Origin of the sequence: Sorangium sp. So ce367, from assembly GCF_051520455.1 — a bacterium.
Classification (GTDB): Bacteria; Myxococcota_A; Polyangia; order Polyangiales; family Polyangiaceae; genus Sorangium; species Sorangium cellulosum_B.
This window is the reverse complement of record NZ_CP150334.1, coordinates 12,102,634-12,127,002: the sequence shown is the minus strand read 5'-3', so window position 1 is coordinate 12,127,002 and position 24,369 is coordinate 12,102,634. Positions and strand designations below refer to the sequence as shown.

Below are 24,369 nucleotides of genomic sequence, written 5' to 3'. Positions count from 1 at the left end.
ACGGGCCTGCGGCCTGCAACCAGCGCTAATCCACTCCGGAAGGCAAGCGCAATTCCACAATACAGCATAACCGCATCACCCGTCTGGGCGGACGGGCCGCTCTCGCAGGAGACCGTCAGGTGGGAATCACCTCGATCGGGAGCGCTAGCGGGCAACGGGTATTGAGACCCGCGCTCCATTGGATCCTCTCAGTGCGGAGCTCAAACCGACGGCACCGGTGCAGGAGCTCCTCGAGAACCACGCGAGCTTGCGTGCGGGCCATCAAAGCTCCGACGCAGAAATGAGCACCGTGGCCGAAAGGAAGACTGCTCTGGGCGCGGCGTTCTGGATCGAACCGATCAGGGTCGTGGAACCGCGTTTCGTCGCGCAGGCCCGAGCCCACGAGCAGCGCCACCATCGCGTGCGCGGGGAGGCGCACGCCCCTGAGCTCCGTCTCGGCCAAGGTGAGCCGCATCGTGGCATGCAGAGGCGGCTCGAACCGTAGAACCTCCTCGATGAAGCGCGGGATGAGCGTGGGTTCCGCCCGCAGGCGATCCATCCATTCCGGCTGCCGAGCGAGGATCAACGCCATATTGGTCATCAGCGTCGATGTCGTCTCCAGCCCCGCTACCAGCAGTAACAGGAGGCTCCCAATCAATTCTCTGTCCGTGAGCGCGATGTCGTCCACCCGACACCGGATCATCTCGCTCACCAGATCGTTCTCCATCCGGCGGCGGCGGCTCGCCACCAGCTCCTGCATGTACCGTTCCATCTCGTCGATGGTCCTGCGTACCTCATCGATCCGGGCATGGTCATCTGGAGAGATGGTGGAGACGCTGAACACATCAGCCGTCCAGCGAATAAAGTGCTTCTCCAGCGAGGCATCGAGACCGATCAGCTGAGCCAAGGCGCGGGTCTGCGCAGGGGACGCAAAATCGATGGCGAAGTCGATCACGCGGCGTCGTAGCAGCTCATGGGTGAGCTTTGTCGCCGTGGAACGCATGTGCCCCTCGAGCGCGCTGACCGTCGCGGCGGAGAAGACACGGCCGACAATGTTGCGCATCCGGCTGTGACGCGGCGGGTCCACGAGGACCAGGGAATCGGACAGCGGATTGTGGCGCTCGAGGTAGGGCGGCTCAGTTACAATGCGCAGCCCCGCGGACGAGAACACCTGCGTGTTCTTGAACGCCGCCACGATGTCATCATACCGGGTGACCACCCACATCCCGTTGGGGTCCACCTGGCACACGGGCGACTCGCGGCGCAGCGCCGCGTAGAAGGGGTACGGGTTCTCTCGGACCTCGGGGGCGAACAAATTAAGTCGAGTCATTGCGCTCTTCCTGTGGCTAAGGCAGGACGCAGCCGCAACGCCATGGCGGCACACGTCGATAAGCCTGGAGTGGGGTGCTGCCTCAGATGACGCGCTGGGCGACGCGACGGCGTCGATTCGGTGCTGCCCTGAGGCAGCTGGCCCCTAGCGCTGAAAGGAGCACGGAACGGAACCCGCAAGCCGCGTTTCCGCGATGCTCCAGCGCGTGGTCACCTGGGTGCTTCTCCCGCGAGCAGGGCGCTGAACAGCCGCCGCGCGGCCCGAGCCAACGCTCGGCGTCCGCACGACACGGCTGCACTCCTCGGTCGTCGCTGCGCTCGCCAGGATGCGAGCATGCGACTCACGAGCGCCTGGACTGCTTCCAGGGCATCTCCCGGTGCATCATGAGACCAGAGCAAGCGAGAGAGCCGCTAGGCTCTCTTCATGGCTGCAGGGGTCCGATGGTTCGTGGGTGCTCCTCCATCTGATGACAGCATCCTATACCATGCGGACGAATGCGCAACTGTATTCTTATTTGCGGACTTCACACGACGACCTCGTCGTGATCGAAACACCACGGACAACGAATCTTCCAACACTTCAATACGATGGCCGAGCCGCCACGACATGGCGCGTGAATAAAAATACATTTCAGCGCCTGCGGCCCGCGCTGCTCCGGCAGGCGCCGAGAACATCGACTGCCCCCGAGCGACACCTCGATGGTCCTCCGATAGAGATGCGTTGCGATCGATGAGCGCAATGATCTCTGGATGATCGACGTCGTCTATCGCGAGCGACTGTGCAGCAATGCAAGATGCAGTCGACTCGGGTTTCATCCGTGAAGGCATAGCGCGTGACCCGGAGCCGCCCGCGCTGCGCTCCGGATGGAGCGAGCCGTGGAGACGAGAACGCTGCAGGCGTACGTCGGCGCGAACGCCCGCGGCGTCGGCCTGGAATGCTGACGGCGAAGGTTTTCGCCATCGATGTGACGTGCATTTCAGGAATGCACGGCCGCACGAGAGTGCGCTGGCCCGCTATGCAAAATGAACGCCTCGCTCGAGCGGAGCGCTGTCACGGTTCCCAGCATCGTCGGCCATGAAGCGGGTCGCTCGATGTCACGCTCGGCTCGATCTCGTGACCTCGAAAGAGGGGGCCTCTCCCTGGAACCACACCTCCTCCGGAGGCGCGCCTACCCACGCCGAAGGCGCGTTTGAGACGAGGCCCGTTTGGGATGGGGGTCACGCTCTGGGCACTCCCGGGTTGCGCTCAGGGATCTCCTTGGTCGTGCTCAGGGCATGCCCAGTGCTGAACCACTGAACAGGGGCCGGGGGCGCGCGCCCGCCCCGCCTTGACGATGCGACCGATCGGTCATATGACTGACCGGTCGCATGCCGAAGAGCACGTTCTTTGGGTTGCCCGAGGAGCGGCGGGACCGCCTCGTGCGCGAGGCGATCGCCGAGTTCGCGGATCGCCCGTACGCCGAGGCCTCGCTCTCGCAGATCGCGCGCCGCGCGCGCATCCCCAAGGGGAGCTTCTATCAGTACTTCGAGGACAAGCTCGATCTCTACCGGTGGCTCCTGACCGAGGAGGTGCCGCGGCAGAAGCGCGCGTTCCTCGGCGCCGCGTGCCTGGAGGGCGACTTCTGGGCCCGCCTGGAGGTCCACATCGAGCGCGGCATGGCGTTCCTCGTGGAGCACCCGCGCCTCGCCCGGCTGTCGGCCGCTGCCGCCGACCCGAGCGCCACGGTCGAGGTCCGCGGCCTCCACAAGGCCATCTGCGAGGCCGGCGCCGCGGAGCTCCGGGCCCTGCTCGCGGAGGGCATCGCGAGCGGCGCCGTCCGTTCCACCGACACGAGCCTCGAGGTGGCGACCCGGCTGGTCGCCGCCGTCATCGGCCCCGGGCTGACCGAGGCGGTGCTCCAGGAGCTCGGGGCCGAGCTCCACGACGTGCTGGCCTCCGACGCGCTGCGAAAGCAGCTCGGCCCGAAGCGCCGCCGCCGCCTCGCCCAGCAGGCGGTCCAGTTCATCCAGCGCGGCCTTGGCGCGAGCACTGCGTGATTCCACCAGGAAAGGGAGCTTCATGATCACCTACGACTTCGCCGGACGGGTCGCCCTCGTCACCGGGGGCACCTCGGGCATCGGCCTCGCGACCGCGCGCGCGTTCGCGCGAGGAGGGGCGCGCGTCGCCATCGCCGCGCGCGACGGCGACGCCGGACAGCGGGCCTGCGCCGCGCTCGAGCGAGAGGGCGCGCCGGCGCTGTTCGTCCAGACCGACGTGCGGGACGACGCCTCGATGAAGCGCGCCGTGGAAGAGACGATGAGGCGCTTCGACCGGCTCGATTTCGCGGCGAACTGCGCGGGCGTCGGGGGCGACATGGCCCGCCTCGAGCAGGCCGATCAGGCGGTGTGGGACGACGTCATGGCGACCAACGCCCGCGGGATCTGGCTGGCCATGCGGCACGAGATCCCGGCCATGCTGGCGTCGGGCGGGGGCGCCATCGTCAACATGAGCTCCATCTACGGCGTCGCCGGGAAGCCGGCGCACCACGCCTACGTCGCGTCCAAGCACGCGGTCCTCGGGATGACGCGCTCGGTGGCGCTCGAGGTGGCGCCGCTCGGGATCCGCGTGAACGCCCTCTGCGCCGGCGTCACCCGCACGCCCGCCATGCAACAGGCCGAGGCGTTCGCGCCCGAGCTGGTCCAGGCGCTGGTGGCGCAGCATCCGATGGCGCGGATGGCCACCGAGGACGAGATCGCCGGCGCCGCGCTGTGGCTGTGCTCCGAGGGCGCGGGCTACGTGACCGGCGGCGCGATCCCGGTCGACGGCGGCTTCCTGGCCGCGTGAGCGCGCCGAGCCGAGAGGCACGCTGGAAGCACGCAGGAAGAAGGAGAGCGGAAGGAGCGACCGCGACCGCGGAGCGGCGGTTGCGTGGGACTCGGCCGTCTGTTAGAGAACGCGGCTGACGCAAGAGGAGAGTGCTGCGGTGAAGATCAGCTCCTGAATCGGTCTCCGTCGCAGGTCGCGAGCGCGACAGGTGGCATCCGTGCTCCCTGGCCGCGCGACGCAGCCTGCCCGTCCCGTGACCGGGCCATGTGGCCCTCATGATTCAGGAGCTCGTATGTCGTTGTTGCGCGCGCAGCGCCTCTCCTTCTCTTATTCCGACGCGTCCACGATCCTCGCGGACGTCGATCTGTGCCTGACGCCCGGGTGGTACGGGATCGTCGGGCCGAACGGCGCCGGCAAGACGACGCTCCTCCGGCTCTTCGCCGGCGAGCTCACGCCCGAGGCGGGGAGCTTGCGGCTCGATCCGCGGGGCGCGACCGTCGCCGTGTGCCCGCAGGCCGTGGAGCACGCCGACGCGGCCATCCACGCGCTGGCCGACGCCGAGGACGGCGCCGCGCGCAGGTTGCGCGGCGAGCTCTTGCTGGATCCGGCGGAGCTCGGGCGCTGGGCCACACTCTCGCCCGGCGAGCGCAAGCGGTGGCAGATCGGCGCGGCGCTCGCCGCGGCGCCGGACCTGCTCCTGCTCGACGAGCCGACGAACCACATCGACGCGGACGCGCGGGCGCTGCTCGCCGGCGCGCTCGCGGGGTTCCAGGGGATCGGGGCGTGCGTCTCGCACGATCGCGAGCTCCTCGACGCGCTGACCACCGGCACGATCCGGGTCGAGCGGACCGCGGCGAGGCTCTATCCCGGCGGGTACAGCGCGGCAAAAGCGCTCTGGGAGGCCGAGGCGCGCGGGCGCGAGGAGGCGCACCAGCGGCTGCGCGCCGAGGAACGGCAGCTCCGCCGCCGCCTCGGCGACGAGCGGCGGGCGCAGGCCTCGGCCGACGCGGACCGGAGCACGAAGCGGCGGATGAAGGGCCCGCGCGACAGCGACGCCCGGGGCCTGCTCGCGGACTTCCGCGTGTCCTCGGCCGAAGCGCGGCTGTCGCGCAACGTCGGCGTGACCCGGCGCAAGCTCGAGAAGGTGTCGGCCGAGGCGGGAGAGCTCGAGCTCGAGAAGGCGGTGGGCCGCAGCGTGTTCGTCGATTACGAGCGATCGCCCGCGCCGTGGCTCTTCGTGCTCGACGCACCCCGGATCCACGCCGGCGGCGAGAGCGAGGGGCGGACCCTGCTGCGGGACGTGCGGCTCTCGGTCGGCCGCGAGGACCGCATCCGGATCGCGGGCCCGAACGGCGCTGGCAAGACGACGCTGGTGAACGCGCTGCTCGCCGGCGCGCGCGTGCCGGCGGACAAGGTGCTTCATGTGCCGCAGGAGCTCGGCGAGGCAGAGCAGCAGGCCCTCCTCGCGAGGGCGCGGCGCCTCCCTCCGGAGGAGCGCGGGCGGGTGATGTCGCTGGTGGCCGCGCTCGGGGTGGAGCCTGGGCCGCTGCTCGGGTCGGCGCGGCCGTCGCCCGGCGAGGCGCGCAAGCTGATGATCGCGCTGGGCCTCGGGCAACACGCGTGGGCGCTCGTGCTGGACGAGCCGACCAACCACCTCGACCTGCCCTCGATCGAGCGGCTGGAGCGCGCCCTCGCCGACTACCCGGGCGCGCTGCTCCTCGTCACGCACGACAGGGCGTTCGGGCGGAGCTGCACGTCGATCCTCTGGACGGTGGCCGAGGGAGAGGTGCGGGTGTCGTCCGACGACGCCGGCGCGTGACCCGCGCCGGCGTCCTTGTGATCGTGCTTTCAGGGTTGCGTCGCGCTCAGTCGATGGCCGGCTTGCCGCCCATCTCCTTCAGCACGGCGTCCGCGCCCGACACCGCGTCCATCACCCACTCCATGTAGCGGTGATCGACGTGGATGGTCCGGGTGATCGACGGCATGAACAGCCAGTCGGACGCCATCGCCTCGTAGTTGCCGTCGAAGGCGAGGCCCACGAGCTCGCCGCGCGCGTTCAGCGTGGCAGAGCCGGAGTTGCCGTTCGTGATGTCGAGATCGCTCAGGAAGCAGACCGGCACCTCGCCGAGGTCCTTGTCCACGTACGGGCCGAACCGCTTCTCGCGCGCGGCCTCGAGCAAGGTCGCCGGGGTGTTGAACGGCGCCTCGCCGGTGCTCTTCTTCACGACCTCGCTGAGGGTGGTGAACGGGCGAACCACCGCCTTGTCGGCCTCCGGGCGGTACCCCCGCACGGTGCCGTACGTGACGCGGAGCGTGCCGTTCGCGTCGGGCGCCAGGAGGCCGCCCCGGTGCGCGCGGAGCGCCTCGACGAAGCGCGGCTTCACGAGGGCCATCGCCCCGGCGTAGGCCTTGTCGCGCGCCTCGATGGCCTTGTCGACAGGCGCGAGCTCGAGCGCCAGGCGGATCATCGGATCCCGGCTCGCCTGGAGCTCCTCGAGCGTCGCCGTCTTGAGCAGCTGGATCCGGGTCGCCGCGTCCTCGAGCGCCGTCTTCTCGTAAATCGCGTCGATCGCCGCGGCGATGCCCGCCTCCGTCTGCGCCTGCCCGCCCGCGAGGGCCTCGAGCAGCGCGGGCCTGTCCTTCGGGTCGAGCTGCAGCGCGCGCCGCGTGGCCAGCTTGAAGGTGCTCCGATCGATCGCGCGGTCGTACGACTTCTGCAGCGACGCCTGCGCCTGCTCGAGGCGCTCCCAGTTGCGCTGCTGGTACTCGGCCTCGCGCTCGGCGTCGGCCTTCGGCCGCTCCTCCGCCATGCGCACGAGGGTGACCGCGGCGTCGAGGAGCCTCGCCGACGAGACGATCTCCGACACGGCCGCGTCATGGTCGCGCGTCTCCCGCTGCCCGGCGTGCAGCGCGGCGATCTGCTCGATCGCGCCGCCGTAGGCCGCCTTGCGCTCGGGGTCGGCGTCGATCCAGGCCTTGAGGTCGCCCTCCTGCTTGGCCTTCTCCTTGGCCAGGCCGCCCTGGACCAGCCCGTCGAGCAGGCCGCGCGTCTTGAGCAGGTAGTTGGCGTAGCCCTGGATGGTCGGCTCCGCCTTGATCCGCAGGGCCGGGTCGTTCTTGCCGAGCTCCTCCAGGAGGGCGATCGACTCCTCGTAGAACGACACCCGCTTCGGGTACAGCCATGAGACCGCGGACTCGACCTCTGCCGCGGTCCGGAGCCGGTTCGTCGTGCCGGGGTAGCCGGCGACCATCACCAGGTCGCCCTGGCGGAGCGGCGACGACGCGAGCTTCAGGTGGTGCGCCGGACGGTAAGGCACGTTGTCCTCGGCGTGGGCGGCCGGCAGGTTGTCCTTGCCGACATAGGCCCTGAAGAAGGCGAAATCGCCGGTGTGGCGCGGCCAGCGCCAGTTGTCGATGTCCCCGCCGAAGTTACCGATCGCCTCCTGCGGGACATAGACGATGCGAACGTCCTTGATCTCCAGCTGCTCGATCAACGAGACCTGGCCACCGCCGAAATACTCGGCGATGGAGCAGCGGATCTCGGGGCGCCCCTCCTCGCACGCGGTCACGAGCTGCTTCTTGCGCTTCTCGATCTCCTCGTAGCGCTCGAGATCGCCCTGGATCGCCTCGATGCCGCGCCGCACCTCGGCGGTGACGTCGCGGAACGCGCGGGTCACGAGCACGCGCGCGGTGGGGCCGGCCCATCGCTCCTCGGCGCGGGATTTCGCCAGGTAGCCGTTCGTCAGGAGGTCTTGCTCCGGGGTGGAGTTGTACTGGAGCGCCCTGGTCGAACAGTGATGGTTCGTGGCGATGAGCCCATCGGGCGAGACGAACGAGGCCGAGCAGCCGCCCAGGCTCACCACCGCGCCGAGCGGGGACGCCGTGGGATCGGCGAGCGACTCGGGATCGATCTCGAGCCCGAGCGCCTTGAGCTGGTCCTTGTGCTGCCGCATCTGCTCCGGCATCCACATCCCGCCGGGGTTCTCGAAGGGCGCCCCCTGACCGGGCTCGGAGCCCGGCGGCCTGGTATCGCCCGCTTGCGGCCTATCCGAGCCGCAACCCGGCGCGAACGCGGAGACCGCGAACAACGCCAGGAGCGTATGACTACGTAGAGAGGAGTGAGACATGCGGTGTTGTTACCATCGTCGGTAGACAGTGCAACCACACGCCAACTTTCTAGTGATACGAGATACAGTAGAACGCGCCTCATGCGGGCCAGGGACGCGCGAAGGCGGCGCGCGAGGCGTTCCATGCGTGGTGATGGACACCTGAGCATCCCCTGAATTATTCGGAAAAATTCACAGGGAGGCGGGGAGACGGGGAGTGAAATCTCACGAATCTCCCCGTCTCCCCGTCTCCCTGTTCAATTTCCCACGAAAGATGCCAACAACCGAGGGAGTTGTCAGGGACACCGGATCTCATCGATGTTCGTGGAGGCGAGCTTCGCCTGCTTCAGCGGGCTTGTCGGGCCTTCATTGTTCTCTGCGCCTGGCGGGCGGACTGGCATCCACGGCGTTCCGGACAAGGCGCGCGCAGGGGGACGCCACGCCAGGGCGGCGCGGGGTCAGTCGAGCAGCGGGGGCGATGGGGCTCAGTCGACCTGGTGCGCCCGGAACGCGGTGACGGCCCCGTGGGTCTCCAGGCAGCGGTGGATCCAGGCGGCGTCGCGCGCGCGCACGGCGATGAGCCGGACGTTGCCGGAGCCGTCGAGCCCCTGGAGGCCCTGGAAGCCGACAAGCGCGGCCTCCTGGAGCGTCATCACCTGCGCGCCTGTCTCGCTCAGGACCTCGTCGCTGAGCAGGCCGGCGCCGTCGGATCCCTCGGCGAGGTGCACCTCGAACACGGTCATCATGGGGCCATGGTCGCCGGGCGGCGCCGCGCCGACAAGGTCGTCGTGCGAGACAGGTCGCCCCTGCGCCCCTGGACCGATTGCCGCCGGCCTCGCGCTCCGTCGCGCCCGGTCACGCCTTGCCGGCGGCCTCGCGCTTCGTCTCGAGCTCCTCCCAGCGGCTGACCAGGCGCGCCGCGTCCTGCTTGGCGCGCTCGAGCTCCGAGAGCAGCCCCGCCACGTCGGCGCCGCGGCTCGCGTAGAGCGTCGGGTCGGCGAGCTTCGCCTCGAGCTCGGCGACCTTCTGCTCGGCCGCGTCGATCTTCCCGACGATGCCGTCGAGCTCCGTCCGCTCCGCGAACGTGAGCTTCGGCGCGCCGCCCGCCTTCGCGGCGGCCTTCGCCGGCGCCGCCGCGGGTCGGGCCTCCGCCGCCTGGGCCTTCGCGGCCCGCGCCTCGGCCTCCGTCTCGAGCGCGGCGTTCGCGCGCTGCTCGCGGTAGGCGTCGTAGTTGCCCGCGTAGCGCACGACCCGGCCGTCGCCCTCGAACGCGAGGATCGAGGTCGCCACCCGGTTCAGGAACCAGCGGTCGTGGGTCACGACGAGCGCCGAGCCCTCGAGCTCGATGAGCATCTCCTCGAGCGCGGCGAGGGTCATCACGTCGAGATCGTTCGTGGGCTCGTCGAGGATGATCACGTTGACGCTCTGGGTGAGCATCTTCGCCAGGGCGACCCGCGCCCGCTCGCCGCCGGAGAGCGAGCCCACCGGCTGCCGCGCCTTGTTCGGATCGAACAGGAACCGCTCCAGGTAGCTGCGCACGTCCATGGACCGGCCGCCGACCTCGACGCGCGTGTGCGAGCCCGCGATGTTCTCGAAGATCGATTTGTCGAGGTCGAGCCCGCTCCTGTGCTGGTCGAAGTAGGCGACGCTCGAGTTCTTTCCGAGCACGACCTCGCCTTCCATGCGGGGCCCGTCGGGGGCCGCGCCGTCGCCTTCGGCGCCGAGCTGGCCGAGGATCGCGCGGAGCATCGTGGTCTTGCCCGTGCCGTTGCGGCCGACGATGCCGACGCGCTCGCCCTTGGTCAGGGTGAAGTCGAGGCCGCGCACGAGCCATTTGCCGTCGAGCGAGAGGCCGAGCTTCTTCAGCTCGAGGATGGTCTTGCCGGTGCGCACCGACTCCACCGAGAGCTGCGCGGTCCGCTCCGCCTTGGGCGGCGGCGCGCTCTTGGTCGTCTCGGCGCGCTGGATGCGGGCCTTCTGCTTTCCGGTGCGCGCCTTCGGCTGCCGCCGGAGCCACTCGAGCTCGGTGCGCAGGAAGTTCTGCCGGTTCGACTCGGTCCGCGCCTCGAGCGCGAGGCGCTCGGACTTCTGCTCGAGGTACTCCTCGTAACCGCCGTCGTAGCTGTAGACCTTGCCCTTGTCGATCTCGAGCGTGCGCTCCGCGACGCGGTCGAGCAGGTAGCGATCGTGGGTGATGAGGAGGAGCGCGCCGGGGTGCTCCTCGACGAGGTAGCGCTCGAGCCACTCGACCGTCTCGACGTCGAGGTGGTTGCTGGGCTCGTCCAGCACGGCGAGGGCGGGCCGCGACACGAGGAGGCGGGCGAGCGCGACGCGCCTGCGGTCGCCGCCGCTGAGCACGCTCATGGGCGCGTCGGGCCGGGTGACGCCGACGTGGCCGATGATGGAGTCGACCTGGTGCATCATGTCCCACCCGCCGAGCCGTTCGACGTCGGCCCCGGCCTCGGCCTGCGCGGCGAGCAGCGCCTCGGCGTCCCCCGAGCCGGCCGCGAGCGCTCGGCTCACCTCGTCGTGGCGGGCCTTGGCGGCGTGCCAGGCGGAGAGCCCGGCGAGCACGACGTCGCGCGCGGTGTCGGTCGGCTCGAAGACCGGATCCTGGGAGAGGACGCCGATCTCGGCGCCGCGGCGGCGCGCGATGGTGCCGCTGTCGGCCTGCTCGACCCCGGCGAGGATGCGGGCGAGCGTGCTCTTGCCGGAGCCGTTGACGCCGACGAGGCCCACGCGCTCGCCCGTGCGGATGTTGACCGAGACGCCGTCGAGGATCGTCTGGGGACCGAAGGATTTGTGGAGATCGTGAGCGGTGAGGACGGGCACAGGGCGCGGAGCTTAGCGCATGGCGCCGTGATCGGGGGGGCCGGCTAGGTCCTGTTCTCGATCGCCGGCCCCGGGAGGCATCTTCTCGGGGTTCTTGCGCCAGAACTCTCTCTGGCACCACGCCGGGAGGAGCTGCTCCACGATCACCCCTTCTGCGGAGAGCGCCTCTTCGTGCTCGTGCCAGTCGGTGTCGCACGCGTTGACGATGGTGCTTTGACCGCCTTCCGCCCGGTGCGCGAGGTGCGCCGCCACGAGCTTCTTGTCGGAGTTGTCGAAGCGAGCGAGCCGCTCGGGCACGACGGCATACTCGCCGTCGTACTGCACGGAGACGAACTCCGCCGTCCGGAGCTTCTCCATCGCCACGACGATGCCGTAGTCCTGGGCCGTCAGCTTCTTCCTGTACTCGCGCAGGATGCCGCGGGCCCTGTCGATGATCAGGCGGCGCCCGTCATCGGCGCGAAAATCCTTGAGCCACGCGAAGACGATCCTCCGCTCGCTCGTCGGGACGTGGGTGTCCTTGAACGGCGAGGCAGGATCGGCGGCGCTCGCGACGATGAGCACGTTGGTGTCGACGACGTGATCAGCCACGTTGCTCGTCCTTCTCCATGCGGTCGAGCATCCGCTCCATCTGCCGCTCGACCTCGCCCACCGTGTCACCGAAGAACTTGTCGGGCCAGTTCGCGACCCGCCCGTACCCGTTCACCTCGAGCGGCTCGAGCACCGAATCCCCTCCATTGCACCGGGCAAAGTACATGGCGCACTCGTCCGGCGTGATGCGCTCCTCGGCCATCAGCGTCTGGATCCGCCGGAAGAGGTGCTCCGAGTGCGTCTCCACGAGGAGCTGCACCCCGCGCTCTCGCACGGCCTCGACGAGCAGATCGCCGAGCGCCGATTGCGCCAGCGGGTGCAGGTGGAGCTCGGGCTCCGACATGATCACCGTCGAGCCCTCGGGCGCGAAGTACGCCGCGGTGACCACGGGCAGGACCTGGGAGACCCCGAAGCCGACGTCGAGCAGGTTCGTCCGGTGGCCCTGGAAGGTGATCATGACCTGGAAGAACGTCGTCGCCTGGCGCTCGATCTCCATCCTGTCCGCGACCCCGAGCCGCGCGAGCCCCGCGGAGACCTGCTCGACGAGGCGGCCCCGCTCGGACCCGTCGGCGTGGCGGCCGACGAGGCTCGCGATCAGCGCCGGGATCGCGTGCTCGCCGCTCGATCCGAGCTGCCCTATCGAGCGCCCCGTCCAGGCGTAGTGGCGCGTGGGCACGCTCCGGTGGGGCCCGATGTAGGCGAGCCGCTGGAGCTCCCGCGTCAGCGCGAGCGCGAGATCCTGCGCGTCTGCCCCCGCGGCGCCGAGGGCGGCGACCGCATCGGCCGAGAAGCCGACGGAGCGCTCGGGCTCGTAGGTCCGCCGAGCTCGCCGGTCGTCGGGCAAAGGGCCGCCCGGCGCGGAGAGCGCGTAGGCGCCGTCTCGCTGGCGCGCGACGGCGTAGGCGCCCTCGGCGGTGGCGTACGAGAGCCGCTCCACGTAGGGACTCTCCTCCTCGGCGGCGCCGTACTCCACCTCGTAGTCCACGGAGCCGAGCGTGCGCGGCGCGGCCCCCTTCCCGACGCTCACTGGGCCGAACGTCAGGCGGAAGCCGAGCCCGGCGCGCACGTCGCCCCCGGAGACGACGTCGGAGAGCCTGCCGAGGTCCAGCATCTCACCGGGCTGCCCGCCCAGGTTGAGCGAAAGGAGCCGGTCGGGCGACTCGATGGTTTGCTTCAGGAGCAAGAGCGGCTGGAGCAGGCTCGTCTTGCCGGCCGAGTTGACGCCGAGCACCAGCGTGAGCGGCCTGAGGTCGAACGCATGTGCGCCACGCCAGGACTTGAAATTCCGGAGCCCGAGCTTCGTGAACATCCTCTATTTCCCTTTCCACGGACGGCTCGCGCCGCGAGCGACCGTGCTCCTGCCCGACCGTGGCCGTGAGCATGCCCCCTCCGTCGCTCAATGCATACGGATCCCAGCGGCCGAGGCGGCTTGCACGGGCGAGCCCGCTGCTTCGACCAGCAGGCGGCGAAAGGCGGGATTGAGCCCCTCGGCGTCGTAGTGGCTCTTCAGAAGCCCAGTGACCGTGCCCCAGACGGGCCGGCGCAGGGTGCGGGAGAGCCGGCGGAGGGTGCGCTGCGCCACCGGCCCGAGCGCGGTGTGACAGCCGAGCAGGCGCACCCCGGACACGTGGAGCCGATCGAGGACCCCGCTCTCCGACAACCCGGAGAAGAACGCCGCCACCTCGGGCTGGAACAGATCCACCACCACGCCGGCGAACCGCAGGAGATTGTGCGGGGTGGAGTGGCCGTTCAGATCGAGGGTGGTGGAGCCTTCCGCCGCCGCGCGGCGCTCCAGGTGCAGCGCGAGCGCGTCGAGCGAGGCCACTTGCACGATGCGCGGGCACCGCTCGACGATCCCGCGGAGGACGGGATCCTCCGCCGGCCCCATCACCGAGATCGGGGGGATCGCGCTCACTTCTCGTATCCCGCAGCGAGCCCGGAAGGCGACACCTCGCCGAGACCGGGCGGGATCTTGGGGCTGGCGCTCTCGCCCTCCCACGGCGGGATCTTGGGGCTGGCGCTCTCGCCCTCCCACGGCGGGATCTTGGGGCTCACGCTCTCGCTCGCCCACGGCGGGATCTTCGGCCCACGCGGGGCGGCGGCAGCGGTCGTGACGGTGCCCGTGGCGAGGAACAGCGCTCCTTTCTTCGGGGCGTCGCCGACGCCAATCTGCGTGAGGCTGCCGGGCCCCACGTCGCATTGCTCGGGGGAGGCGAGATCGATCCAGGTCACCGACGGCTTCGCGCCGCGCGCCGCTCCGCCGCTGCTGTAGACAGCCACCTTCGCGAGGGTGCCGCGCGCCTCCAGGATCTCGGCGTGGTAGCCTGTGTACCGCTGGCCCGCCCGCGGGTCGCTCCGGTGAGGCCAGTACACGACCGTCTGGTACTCGTAGTCGTGCCCGGTGGCCCCGGCCGGCGGGCACGTCAGGTGCGCGGCCGCCGCGAGCCGCCTCCACATCGTCGCCTCGAGCAGCACCACGCCGCTGAGCTGCATCTCGGGCCAGCGCGGCCCGAGGGTGGTGCCGGTGAGCGCGCCGCTCAGGCTCACCGTGCTGTCGTCCACCTGGACCGCGTCCCAGCTCGTCTCGCCGCGCGCGGCGGCCGAAGGGGTGAGGGCCAGATCCACGCTGACGAGGCGCGACGGGTCGAAGCCGTGCTCCGTGGGCTCCTCGGCCCAGAACGCGCAACGCGTCTCACCGTCGATGCGGCCCACGAAAGCGACTGTCGTGATGAATTGAGATCTCATGAGATACCTCCAGGAGCGTCGGAAGCGTGTCAGCCTTGGCGGGTGTCAGTCGGGTCGTCGAAGCGACGTTGTCGGCGAGAGACGAAGCGTACGGCGAAGGTCCTGGCAAACATGATGCCACGGCGAGCGGACCGAGCGTCCGGCGACGAGCTCCCGCGTTTGCGCCGAAAACGAGGATCATCGCTCCCCTGATCGCCGGAGTTGAGCACGAGGCCGTCGCGCACCCTGTCTCTCTGGAAGAGACACCTGTTCCTCCCGGAGAACAGCGCGCTCGCGCGTGGTGGCGAGCCTCGAAGCGCCGGACGCGCGGCTCAGCGGTCCGGCGGATCGGCCCGGTAGCCCGGCTTGGCTCCAGCCGGCGCGGAGGGCGCCGCGGCGCCCGGCCTCTCGCCCGCAGCGCCCGTCGCGCCGGGCGGCTTCGCCGATGGCGCCGCCACGGGCGCCGCGCCCGCGTCGCCCGCGCCCGCGCCGCCCGTCTCGCCCCCGGTCCCGACGAACCGGACCCGACCGAACCGCCGCGCCCTGTGGAAGTTCCCCTCGCCCAGGATCGGCGACCACGCGGCCCCGCCGTTGTTCTGCATGGCGTAGAAGTTCATCCGCCACGCGTCCCCCGGCGACGGCGGCGCCGCCTTCGCCTTCGCGAACGATCTCCACGGGATCTGGCGCGGCGCTTAGCGCAGCCAGGGGGGCATGGGCCGGCTTTGCTGAGCCCGTGACGGAGGGTTCCGGCCCCCAGGGGGCGCGGCGCCGCCCCTGCCCTGATGGCGAGGGCGGGTGTGCCGTGTTCTGCGACGAGAGGCGGAAAGGCGCTCAAGGCAAGCTCTTCTGTGCTGATCCGATGAATCGTCATTTTCGGGATCGCCCGGGCGCGAGACGAAGGGTTCTCCCCGGTGGCAGAGGGCGCCGGTGCGACCCATCTTCGCGATCCAAGCGACCAGGCTGGCGCGATCTGTCGCGCAGCGGAGACGTGTTGAAGGCGCAGTGCTCGCCAGGAAGAAAGGAGGCGCAGGATGCGAGATCGATTCGACAGGGACACAGGCTACGGACGAAATGAGCACGGTTGGGATCGGCGCTACGGAGACGACCGGGGCCATTTCACCGAGCGCGGCTATCCTCGCAACGAGCGCCGCAGCGCGGGCCCGAGCTACGATCACGGGGCCGCGCTGCGCGACGGCCGCGATTGGGGCCGTGAGCAGGCTCGCACGGTTGGGCCCGCGACGCACCGCGACCCCATGGGCCGCGCTCTCGGCGACGGTCGCTTCGCGAGCAGCGACCATCGTCCTGGTGACGAGGAGCGCGGCTGGCCCCACGACGACCGCGGCGGCGATTACGCCGGCGGCCGCGGTGACAGCCGCAGCTTCGGCGGCAATCCCCTTCCCGCCGTGGGAAGCGCCTACAACTTCAATCTCGGCGGCGCCTATTACCTCGGCATGACCCGCGTCGTGAACCCCGACTACGGTCCCGATGCGGCCTGGGGCGGCGGCGCGTACGGCGGCGAGCGCCACGATCACTACGAATCCGGCCACTCGGCGCTGGAGAGCGTTGGCCACGCACTCGGCGAGATCGGAGACCGCGTGCGCAGAGCGCTCGGCCGCGGACCGAAGGGCTACAAACGCTCCGACGCGCGCATCCAGGAGGACATCTGCGAGGTGCTCTCGGAGCGCCACGACATCGACGTGAGCGACGTCACGGTCCAGGTGGAGAACAACGAGGTCATCCTCGAGGGCACGGTGCCCCAGCGGCACCACAAGCGCATCATCGAGCTCGTCGCCGAGGGTACGCGGGGCGTCGAGGACGTGCACAACAGGATCCGGGTCCAGCGAGCGATGGAGCCGACGACCCGCTCGAACGCCACGGCGGGCACGATGGGCGATGCCGCCCTGGCGGGCGCGCAGCAGGGGGCGTCACGCCCGACGGCGAGCCACTCGGCCCGGATCTGAACCAGCAGACGCGATATACACCATGTGAATTTGTGATGCAGGCGCTGACCCGGCCGCTCGGCGGCGGGCGTTGCCGGTGAAAACCGGCGCGGGCTGATGGCGCCGGGCCTGTGAGCGGAGGCGACATGCAAGCTGGATCAGAGCGCGTCCGGAGCGGCGGCTGCACCTGCGGTGCGGTGCGCTTTCACCTTCGTGGCGAGCCTCTCCGCGTGGGCATCTGCCACTGCACCTCGTGCAGGAAGGAGACGGGCAGCGTGTTCATGCCGTTCGCGGTGTGGCCGTGGTCGAGCTTCGAGTCCACGGGCGAGACGAGGTGCTGGGAGGGACGCAGCTTCTGCCCGACGTGCGGATCACGGCTGTTCTCGCCGCGGGAGGAGGAGGGGGAGGTCGAGATCAAGCTGGGATGTCTCGACGACGCTCCCACGGATCTCGCTCCGACCTACGAGCTCTGGATCAGGCGCCGCGAGGGCTGGCTGCCCGCCCTGGCGGACACCGAGCAGCACGTGGGGGATCGGCCATGAGCGGGCCTGCAGGCGCGCGAGCGTCGGGCGCTCAGCGGTCGGGCGGCTCCGCCCGGTAGCCCGGCTTCGAACCGTCCGAAGCGGAGGGAGCCGCAGCGCCCGGCTTCGCCCTCGCGGCGCTCGTCGCGCCGGGCGGCGCCGCCGAGGGCGTCACGCCGGCGTCGCGCGCGGGTGCCGCGCCCGCGTCGTTCGCGGACGCCCCCGCGCCGCCCGTCTCGCCCCCGGCCCCGACGAACCGGACCCGGCCGAACCGCCGCGCCCGGTGGAAGTTCCCCTCGCCAAGGATCGGCGACCACGCCGCCCCGCCGTTGTCCTGCATGGCGTAGAAGTTCATCCGCCACGCGTCCCCCGGCGACGGCGGCGCCGCCTTCGCCTTCGCGAACGAGCTCCACGGGATCTTCGCCTCGACGACGTACCCCACGTCCTCGTCCGAGCCGTCGTCGAGCGTCCCTCTCAGCGCGACCGCGCTCGCGAGGCCCGCGCTCCAGGCCTCATGGCCGAAAGGCCCGCTCGGGCCGCCCCTTGGAGCGTTGTAGTCGTCGAACTGCGAGTCGAACACGAGGTTCTGTGGGTTGATCTGGATCTCGTAATAGTCCTTGTTGTCGCCGTCGCCGTCGGGGTCGATCATCACCTCGACGGTGTCCCGCTCCCAGAGGTGCGGGTCGCGCGCGCCCTCGGGGAACCCGCCGGTGATCGTCGTGTCGCGGACGTCGAATCCTACGTAGAGAAACCCGTCGTCCCAGAGCAGCCGCGCCTCGCCCTGCGTCGGCAGCGACCGATCCTCGCGGCCCGTGCCCACGTTGACGAACGGGCCTGTCGCCGCCGCCGCCTGCCACGCCGGCTCGTCGAGGCGGCCGTCGATGGCGATCGCCGCGCCGGGCGCGAGCTTGCGCACCGAGAGCTCTTTCACGACGGCGGGCGGTCGTCTCTGGCTCTGTCCGGCCCCCGCGCCGCTGCTCGCCGGCGCGCGACCCGTCGCCCCGGGCGGCGCCGCCTCCTGCTCGCCCCCGCCGCCCCGGGAGCACGCGGCGGCGAAGGCCACGGCGACGAGCGCGAGCGCCCGCGCGCGGGCGTGCGCGCCGTGCGCGCTGTCAATAACGCGCCGCCGGCAGCAGGGCCCGCGCACGCGGCCGCCGCTACTTGCGCCCCTTCTTGCGGGCGTCGCGCTCGCGCTTGCGCTGCGCCTTCTTCGCGTTGCGCTCGGAGGCGCTGAGCGTCTTCATCTTCGTCATGTTCGGGCCCCCGGCGCCGGCGCCCGGGAAGCCGCCCATGCCCGGCATCCCCATCCCGGGCATCCCCATCCCCGGGAAGCCCATGCCCGGAAAGCCCATGCCCGGCATCCCCATCCCGGGCATGCCGCCGCCGGCCATCATCTGCTTCTGCATCTCCCGCATGTTCTTGGCCATGGCCATCTGCTTCATGCCGGGGATCTTGCCCATCAGGCCCATGTTCTGGCCGAGGCCGCTCATCATCTGGCGCATGAACAGGAACTTCTGGACGAGCTCGCTCACCGCCTCGGGCTTCGAGCCCGAGCCCTTCGCGATGCGCTCCACCCGCTTCGGCTCGCGGACCAGCGCGTACGGGTCGCTCTTCTCGAGGCGGGTCATCGACTGGATGATCGCCTCGATGCGGACGAGCTCCCGGTCGTCGAGGTTCACGTCCTGGGGCAGGCCGCCCGGGAACATGCCGCCGAGGGGCAGCTTGTCGACGAGATCCTTCAGCGACCCCATCTTCTGGATCATCCGCACCTGATCGAGGAAGTCCTCGAGCGTGAAGTCGCCCTGGAGCATCCGCGCGGCGTCCTTCTCGGCCTTCTTCTGGTCGACGACCTCCTCGAAGTCCTGCATGAGGCCGACGACGTCGCCCATGCCGAGGATGCGGCTCGCCATGCCGTCGGCGCGGAACGGCTCGAACTTGTCCGTCGTCTCGCCGAGGCCGGTGAAGAGGACGGGCGCGCCCGTCACCTCCTTGATGCTGAGCGCGGCGCCGCCGCGGGCGTCGCCGTCGAGCTTCGTCAGCACGACGCCGCCGATCGACAGCCGCTCGTTGAAGCCGCGCGCCGTCTTCACGGCGTCCTGGCCGATCATCGCGTCGACAACGAGGAAGATGTTCTCCGGCTTGGTCGCGTCCTTGATCTGCGCGAGCTCCTGCATGAGCGGCTCGTCGATCGCGAGGCGGCCGGCGGTGTCGTAGATGATGACGTCGCGGCCGAGCCGCTTCGCCTCGCCGCGGGCCGCGGCGCAGATGGCGACCGGCGACTCGCCCGGCACGTTGAACACGGGGATCTTGAGCGACTCGCCGAGGACCTTGAGCTGCTCGACGGCCGCGGGGCGCTGCATGTCGGCCGCGACGAGCAGCGGCTTCTTGCCCTGCTTCTCGAGGTAGCGCGAGAGCTTCGCGCAGCTCGTCGTCTTCCCGGAGCCCTGGAGGCCGACCATCATGATGCCCGTGGGCCCGCTGTCGGCCCAGGCGATCTCGTCGCCCTCGTGGGTCATCATCGCCTCGAGCTCGTCGTGGCAGATCTTGATGAAGTGGTCGCTCGCCGAGACCTGGTGGACCTCGCCGGCGTGCTTCACGCGCGTCTCCAGGGTGCGGCCGACCGCGGCCTCCTTGACCCGGGCAAGGAACGCCTTGACCACCCCGATCTCGACGTCGGCCTCGAGCAGGCTGAGCCTTACCTCGCGGAGCGCGACGTCGATGTTGCCCGCGGTGAGCTCCGTGAGCCCGGCGAGGCGGTTTCTGGCCTGACGAAAGCCCCGTGTCAGCGTGTCGAACATGGCAGGGCGGGTCTTAGCACAGGGGACCGCGAGCGCGGATCCCCTTGCCCTCTTCAACGCCGCGCGACGCGCTGCGCGGGCGCGGCCGGCGCCCCTCCCCGGGGGCGCGCGGCGCGGGCGCCTCGGCCGGCGCGGACGCCGCCGGCGCGGGCGACGCGGGCCGTCACATCCCGCGCCGGCCCGAGCGGCGGAGGATCGCGAGCGCCTCGGCGCACCTCGGCATGACCTCGGCGCTCTCCTTGACCTTGGCGTCCGCCGCGACGAGATCCGCCAGCGCGCCGGGCCCTGCGGCCCCGTCGGGCGCCTCGAGCAGGGCGCGAACGCGCGCCTCGGCGGCCGTGGCGTCGAGCAGCAGGCGGTAGGCCCGCGCGCACGTGTCCTTGGCGCTCGCGGCGGGCGGCGTCGATGCGGGCTGGCGCTCGAGCTCCGCGAGCAGCGCCTCGCGCGCTTCGCGCGGCTCGCTCGGGGCGTCGCGGAGGACGTCGATCGCATGCAGGAGCGCATCCGCCTCCTGCTGCTCGGCCGATCGGCCGCACCCGGGCGCCAGCTGGACCATGGCGACGGCGGCGAGCGCCGCGGCGATCCGCTTCGCTGCGGCGATCCGCCGGACGGCCGTCCCTGCTGCGCCCGCCGTCCCTGCTGCGCCCGCCGCCCCTGCTGCGCCGGCCGCCCCTGCGCTGCCCGTCGCGCCGGGCCTCGTCGTCACGCTGGGCACTTTCAGTCGGCGGTCTTTGCGGGCGGGCCCATCTGGATGCGCTCGCCGAGGTAGGAGCCGATCAGCGTGAAGAGCACGCCGATGAGCGCCATGATCACGTACATGAACAGCGGCATCGTCCGGACGGTCTGGCTGTGCAGGAGGTAGAAGACGGTCGGGATCGCGACGAGGAACGACGCGACGACCGGCTCGAGGAACGTCTTTCCGGGCGAGATCATGCCGAGGAGGACGCCGCCGATGAACCAGACGGGGATGGCGACGATCATCCCGTTCGACCCCTCGAAGTCGAGCTGCTGCACGATCATGGGGAGGCCGCCGACGAGGGCCGCGGTGAGCACGCTCTGCAGGACGAGGGCGATCAGGCACCAGAGGATCGAGAAGCCCTCCTGCTGGTAGCGGCGGTTGCGGTCGAGCTCGGAGTCGCGGAAAGGCGCGAGCGAGCCCATCCTGGCGCCGCACGCGATGCAGCGCCCGCTCGCCGTCACGGAGGCGTTGTTCGCGCCGCACGACGGGCACAGGATGGAGCTGTCGTTCTTCGAGGGCATCGCGGCTAGGCTAGGCAAGGCGCCGCGCGCGGGCAAGCGCGTGACGCGGCCCCCTGCACCGCGGCCGGGCGAGCGCGCGGCGAGCTCAGGGGCGGCCCGCGAGGACGGTGGGCCGCTCGACGGTGCGCGCGGCGCCTCCATGCCCATGCCGGCCCTTTGGGGGTACCGCCCGCGCCGCCCCCCCCCGTTGCCGGCCTAAGCCAGCGCGCGCGCGCTGGGAGAGCTCGCGCGGTTCGCCGAGCTCGTCGCCTCCGTCCGCTCGGCCTTCCTCGTCGATTCCGGGACCGGTGATGAGCTCTATGACTTCATTCCGCAGTACGAAGGCATCTTCGTCTTGAGCGGCTCGGAGCAGATCAACCTCGGCTTCGACGCGAATGGCTTCTTCGTGCGGAGCCGCGGAGCGCCGCCCTGCGAGCTGTTCCGCGCCCTGCGCGTCGAGCAGATCCTGCTGGAGCCCGAGCGCACCGAGGCCCACGAGGGCGGCCGCGTGCTGCTCCGGGACCTCGACACGGGACGCGAGTTCGAGTCCAGGGTCGCCGTTCCCGGCAGGTGCATTCCCTGGCCCGACGGTCGAATGCAGGACGACAGGGGGCGCGTCCGCTCCGCGTATCCGCGCTCCTTCCACGTGGCGCAGCGCGCGCTGGGCATCGCCGATTTCGAGCAGATCCTCGGCTCCCTGCGCCGGGTCTTCGAGGCCTCGGTGGCCACGGGCAACCCGGTGCGCTGGTGCTGAGCCCGCAGGCGCACGCCGGGAGCGTGTGGTTCGCCCGCGTCTCGCGCGCCGCGCCCGACGTCCTGCGCGCCCAGGTCCGCCACGCCCGAGCCCGCTCCTCCCCTCGTCCGAGGACCGGCGAGACGGCGGTGCACCGCGGCCGGCGCTCCGGCTATATACTCGACGAAGCGTGCCCACCGACCCGACCTCGACCCTGGAATCCATGACGTCCGGCCCGCGCGGCCCGGGCGGCGATGGCCTCGACGTGGCGGGGCCCGATCCGGAGCTGCTCGCGCTGCCGTCGCCGCCGAAGCAGGAGCGCACGGTCACGGTGGCGCTGATGGCGGCGACCGCGATCGCCGCGCTGTGGATGGCCGTCGCGCTCCTCGGGGAGGCCCGTTACGCGCTGTCGCCGGGCCAGCCGGCGGACGTGGGAGAGCTCGCGTCGCTGCGGCCGCAGGCGGACCTCGCGAACCGCTACGTGCGGGCCGGAGGCCTGCTCGGGACGCGCGCCGCGATCCGGTACGGGCGCGCTGCCGAGGGCGACTCGTTCCGGCTGGCGCCGGTGGCGGGCAACCCGGCGCTGTGGGTGGAGATCCGGGTGCCGGAGGGCTTCGAGGGCCCGCGCTTCGTCCCTCCGAGCACGTTCGCCGGGCGGCTCGTGCCGTTCAAGAGCGCGGGCATCCGGCACGCGCGGCTGGCCGCCGAGGTGGAGGAGCAGGCGGGGATGGCCGTGACGGACGACGCCTGGCTGCTCATCGACGGCAGCTCGCCGCGCGCGTCGCGCTGGGCGGTCGCGCTCGTCGCGCTGTTCCTGGGCTTCGCGGGCTGGAACCTGTTCGGCATCGCGCGGGTGCTGCACCGCGTGCGGGACGCGAGGGACGCGCGCCGCGCTTCTTGACGCGCTCGCGGCAGGGGAGCAGGACGCTCCCTGCCCACCGATGCCCAAGGTCACCTTCGTCAACGAGCACAGGACGGTCGAGGCCGCGCCGGGTCGTCTCCTCAGCGACATCGCGGCCGAGCTCGGGATAGCGGTCTGCCGCGAGGCGTTCCGGGGTACCGGCATCGGCGATTACACGTGCTGGGTGAAGGGGGAGCCTGGCGCGACGTCGCCCCCGACGTTCCTGGAGAAGCTGCTCGGCGCGCGGGGCCAGCGGCGGATGGCGAACAGGACGCGCGTGCTCGGCGACGTGCAGGTGTGGACCCAGGCCGGCCCTGGCAACCGGCTGCGCGCGCCGCGGCCGATCGCGCCGCCGCCGAGCCCGGCGACGGATCCGGAGGCCCCGCGCAAGCCGATCGACGCGAGCGGCAGCGCGGCGTTCCCGTACGGCGATCCGCGCGCGGTCGGCCACGGCAAGCGCGAGCCGATCGCGGCGGGCGCGCTCGAGGCGAAGGCCGCGAAGGAGAAGAAGGCGAAGGCGGCCCCGGCGAAGGCGGCGGAGGGCGCGGCGCCGGCCGAGGCGACGGAGCCGGCGGAGGCGGCCAAGGCGCCCGGGGCAGCCAAGGCGCCGAAGGCGTCTGAGGCCGCACCGAAGGCGACGGAGACGGAAGCTCCGAAGAGCGCTGCGACCGAGGCAGCGACAGCACCCGAGGAGACGACAGCGACCAGGGCTGCTGCGACAGCCGAGAAGACCGGTGGAGGGGAATCGCCGTAGCAGGCCTCGCGCGCTTGTACCGCTCCAGAGCACGGGCGAATAACACGCCTTTTGCGCGGTTCCAGGCGCTCCCAAGAGACGGGAAGCCGGTTAAAAGCTGGCCCGATCGGGATGAAGCATGGCTCGATGTCGTTCGCGGTGTCCGTGCAGCGGTCGCAAAACTCACGGCACGCTCGAGGTAGCCCAACGACGAGCGGCAGCGATGGTCATTCCATAGAGATCTCCGACCTCTCCCCAACAGCGGCCGGACGGCCCGGTTGCACACTATAGTGGATTTCACTATCCTGTCTCCACGAGGAGCATCGATGAGAGGGACGGGAACGGCGAAGCGTGGCCGGGATGAGGAACGCGGTCCGGCGGGACGAGGCCCGGACGAGGACAGCGGACCCGTCAGCGTGGTGCTCCCGGCCGAGCTCCGGGAGCGGGTCCAGGCCGAGGCGAAGAAGCGCGGCCTCAAGCTCTCGCCCGCGATCCGCGCGCTCCTCAGCGAGCGCGTCCAGGAGATCGACGACGTGGAGCAGCTCAGCCGGGCCGAGGAGTGGCAGCGAGCCCAGGTCTGGGCGGTCTGGGAGCGGATGAAAGCGGGAGACCACGACGAGGCCGCGCGCCAGGAGATCGACTCCATCTTCGACGAAGCGCGCGAGGCGCTCCGTGAGGCCCCTCGTCGCCGCGCCCGCTAGGCCAGGGCGCCGCGTGGGCCGCCGCGTCCGCTTCCGCCGGGAGCTCGCCCGCGACCTCCGCGATCAGGTGCGCTGGCTCAATGAGAACCGCGGGCTCGAGCAGGTTGAGCGCCTGCGGACCGGACTCGACGAGGCCATCGAGCTCCTCGCCCGCTTCCCTGGGATCGGTCCCGCCGAGGCAAAGGACGACGAGGACCGCGCCGTCGTCCGCAGGCTCCTCCTGCGCAAGCTCCCCTACGTCGTCTGGTATCTCGTGGACGCCTCCGACCCCGACGGTGACCTCTGGCTGCTGCGCCTCTTCCACGCGCGGCAGCAGCGGCCGCTGGCCGGGGCCGGCCTCCCCTCACGGAAGCCGCGGACGAGGTGAACGGGCAATGCGTCGCGTCGCTCCTCCCGGCGCGCGCCAGCCCCCGCAGCGCTCCCGCGCACAGCCCCCCTC

23 protein-coding genes are annotated in these 24,369 nt (G+C 71.1%); 10 read left to right on the top strand and 13 right to left on the bottom strand.

Annotated features, from left to right (window positions below; all coding sequences use genetic code 11):
* Positions 1-115: 115 nt before the first annotated feature.
* Positions 116-1,309, bottom strand: coding sequence for a cytochrome P450 (locus tag WME97_RS45950; protein ID WP_437547426.1), 1,194 nt, complete (start codon positions 1,307-1,309; stop codon positions 116-118).
* A gap of 1,367 nt (positions 1,310-2,676) precedes the next feature.
* Here WME97_RS45950 and WME97_RS45945 point away from each other — a divergent pair.
* The 3 genes from WME97_RS45945 (at position 2,677) to WME97_RS45935 (ending at position 5,933) form a co-directional block, all read left to right on the top strand.
* Positions 2,677-3,345, top strand: coding sequence for a TetR/AcrR family transcriptional regulator (locus WME97_RS45945; protein ID WP_437547425.1), 669 nt, complete (start codon positions 2,677-2,679; stop codon positions 3,343-3,345).
* 22 nt (positions 3,346-3,367) lie between these two features.
* Positions 3,368-4,132, top strand: coding sequence for an SDR family NAD(P)-dependent oxidoreductase (locus WME97_RS45940; RefSeq protein ID WP_437547424.1), 765 nt, complete (start codon positions 3,368-3,370; stop codon positions 4,130-4,132).
* A 274-nt stretch (positions 4,133-4,406) separates the two neighbouring features.
* Entirely contained in the window at positions 4,407-5,933 is a 1,527-nt protein-coding gene (locus WME97_RS45935) for an ATP-binding cassette domain-containing protein (RefSeq protein WP_437547423.1), read from the top strand.
* A 46-nt stretch (positions 5,934-5,979) separates the two neighbouring features.
* Here WME97_RS45935 and WME97_RS45930 read toward each other — a convergent pair whose 3' ends face one another.
* The 8 genes from WME97_RS45930 to WME97_RS45895 all read right to left on the bottom strand — a co-directional run bounded on the left by WME97_RS45930 (position 5,980) and on the right by WME97_RS45895 (position 14,981).
* On the bottom strand, positions 5,980-8,202 hold the full coding sequence (locus WME97_RS45930; protein ID WP_437547422.1) for a S46 family peptidase: 2,223 nt from the start codon (positions 8,200-8,202) through the stop codon (positions 5,980-5,982).
* Between the two features lie 503 nt (positions 8,203-8,705).
* On the bottom strand, positions 8,706-8,966 hold the full coding sequence (locus WME97_RS45925) for a hypothetical protein (RefSeq protein WP_437547421.1): 261 nt from the start codon (positions 8,964-8,966) through the stop codon (positions 8,706-8,708).
* Positions 8,967-9,075: 109 nt separating this feature from the next.
* Positions 9,076-11,052 (bottom strand): ABC-F family ATP-binding cassette domain-containing protein, encoded by a 1,977-nt coding sequence (locus WME97_RS45920; protein WP_437547420.1) that lies wholly within the window; start codon positions 11,050-11,052, stop codon positions 9,076-9,078.
* 12 nt (positions 11,053-11,064) lie between these two features.
* A complete protein-coding gene (locus WME97_RS45915) occupies positions 11,065-11,640 on the bottom strand; it encodes a hypothetical protein (protein ID WP_437547419.1) in 576 nt (191 codons plus the stop codon).
* Positions 11,633-12,949 carry a DUF3696 domain-containing protein gene (locus WME97_RS45910; RefSeq protein WP_437547418.1) on the bottom strand — a complete coding sequence of 439 codons (1,317 nt, stop codon included), beginning with the start codon at positions 12,947-12,949 and terminating at the stop codon, positions 11,633-11,635. Before WME97_RS45910 ends, WME97_RS45915 begins: the two co-directional genes overlap by 8 nt.
* 87 nt (positions 12,950-13,036) lie before the next feature.
* The gene (locus WME97_RS45905) at positions 13,037-13,555 is read right to left on the bottom strand and encodes a hypothetical protein (RefSeq protein WP_437547417.1); all 519 of its coding nucleotides are present in this window, start codon (positions 13,553-13,555) and stop codon (positions 13,037-13,039) included.
* On the bottom strand, positions 13,552-14,385 hold the full coding sequence (locus WME97_RS45900) for a hypothetical protein (RefSeq protein WP_437296345.1): 834 nt from the start codon (positions 14,383-14,385) through the stop codon (positions 13,552-13,554). Before WME97_RS45900 ends, WME97_RS45905 begins: the two co-directional genes overlap by 4 nt.
* A gap of 311 nt (positions 14,386-14,696) precedes the next feature.
* Positions 14,697-14,981 carry a hypothetical protein gene (locus WME97_RS45895; RefSeq protein ID WP_437547416.1) on the bottom strand — a complete coding sequence of 95 codons (285 nt, stop codon included), beginning with the start codon at positions 14,979-14,981 and terminating at the stop codon, positions 14,697-14,699.
* Between the two features lie 414 nt (positions 14,982-15,395).
* Between WME97_RS45895 and WME97_RS45890 the strand changes: the two genes are divergently transcribed.
* The gene (locus WME97_RS45890; protein WP_437547415.1) at positions 15,396-16,325 is read left to right on the top strand and encodes a BON domain-containing protein; all 930 of its coding nucleotides are present in this window, start codon (positions 15,396-15,398) and stop codon (positions 16,323-16,325) included.
* A gap of 125 nt (positions 16,326-16,450) precedes the next feature.
* Positions 16,451-16,846 (top strand): GFA family protein, encoded by a 396-nt coding sequence (locus tag WME97_RS45885; RefSeq protein WP_437547414.1) that lies wholly within the window; start codon positions 16,451-16,453, stop codon positions 16,844-16,846.
* A 31-nt stretch (positions 16,847-16,877) separates the two neighbouring features.
* Here the strand turns inward: WME97_RS45885 and WME97_RS45880 are convergent, their stop codons facing one another.
* The 4 genes from WME97_RS45880 to WME97_RS45865 all read right to left on the bottom strand — a co-directional run bounded on the left by WME97_RS45880 (position 16,878) and on the right by WME97_RS45865 (position 20,883).
* Entirely contained in the window at positions 16,878-17,888 is a 1,011-nt protein-coding gene (locus tag WME97_RS45880) for a carbohydrate-binding family 9-like protein (RefSeq protein WP_437547413.1), read from the bottom strand.
* A 94-nt stretch (positions 17,889-17,982) separates the two neighbouring features.
* A complete protein-coding gene (ffh, locus tag WME97_RS45875; RefSeq protein ID WP_437547412.1) occupies positions 17,983-19,623 on the bottom strand; it encodes a signal recognition particle protein in 1,641 nt (546 codons plus the stop codon).
* A gap of 163 nt (positions 19,624-19,786) precedes the next feature.
* Positions 19,787-20,329, bottom strand: a complete 543-nt coding sequence (locus WME97_RS45870; RefSeq protein ID WP_437547411.1) for a hypothetical protein — start codon at positions 20,327-20,329, stop codon at positions 19,787-19,789.
* A gap of 11 nt (positions 20,330-20,340) precedes the next feature.
* Positions 20,341-20,883: a hypothetical protein gene (locus WME97_RS45865; RefSeq protein ID WP_437547410.1), complete on the bottom strand. Its 543-nt coding sequence runs from the start codon at positions 20,881-20,883 to the stop codon at positions 20,341-20,343.
* Positions 20,884-21,217: 334 nt separating this feature from the next.
* Here WME97_RS45865 and WME97_RS45860 point away from each other — a divergent pair, with 334 nt between their 5' ends.
* The 5 genes from WME97_RS45860 (at position 21,218) to WME97_RS45840 (ending at position 24,297) form a co-directional block, all read left to right on the top strand.
* On the top strand, positions 21,218-21,616 hold the full coding sequence (locus tag WME97_RS45860; protein ID WP_437547409.1) for a hypothetical protein: 399 nt from the start codon (positions 21,218-21,220) through the stop codon (positions 21,614-21,616).
* 169 nt (positions 21,617-21,785) lie between these two features.
* Positions 21,786-22,496, top strand: a complete 711-nt coding sequence (locus WME97_RS45855) for a hypothetical protein (protein ID WP_437547408.1) — start codon at positions 21,786-21,788, stop codon at positions 22,494-22,496.
* A gap of 40 nt (positions 22,497-22,536) precedes the next feature.
* Positions 22,537-23,250 (top strand): hypothetical protein, encoded by a 714-nt coding sequence (locus tag WME97_RS45850; RefSeq protein WP_437547407.1) that lies wholly within the window; start codon positions 22,537-22,539, stop codon positions 23,248-23,250.
* Between the two features lie 395 nt (positions 23,251-23,645).
* Positions 23,646-23,930, top strand: a complete 285-nt coding sequence (locus WME97_RS45845) for a hypothetical protein (RefSeq protein ID WP_437547406.1) — start codon at positions 23,646-23,648, stop codon at positions 23,928-23,930.
* 13 nt (positions 23,931-23,943) lie between these two features.
* Positions 23,944-24,297 (top strand): type II toxin-antitoxin system RelE/ParE family toxin, encoded by a 354-nt coding sequence (locus WME97_RS45840; protein ID WP_437547405.1) that lies wholly within the window; start codon positions 23,944-23,946, stop codon positions 24,295-24,297.
* Positions 24,298-24,369 lie beyond the last annotated feature (72 nt).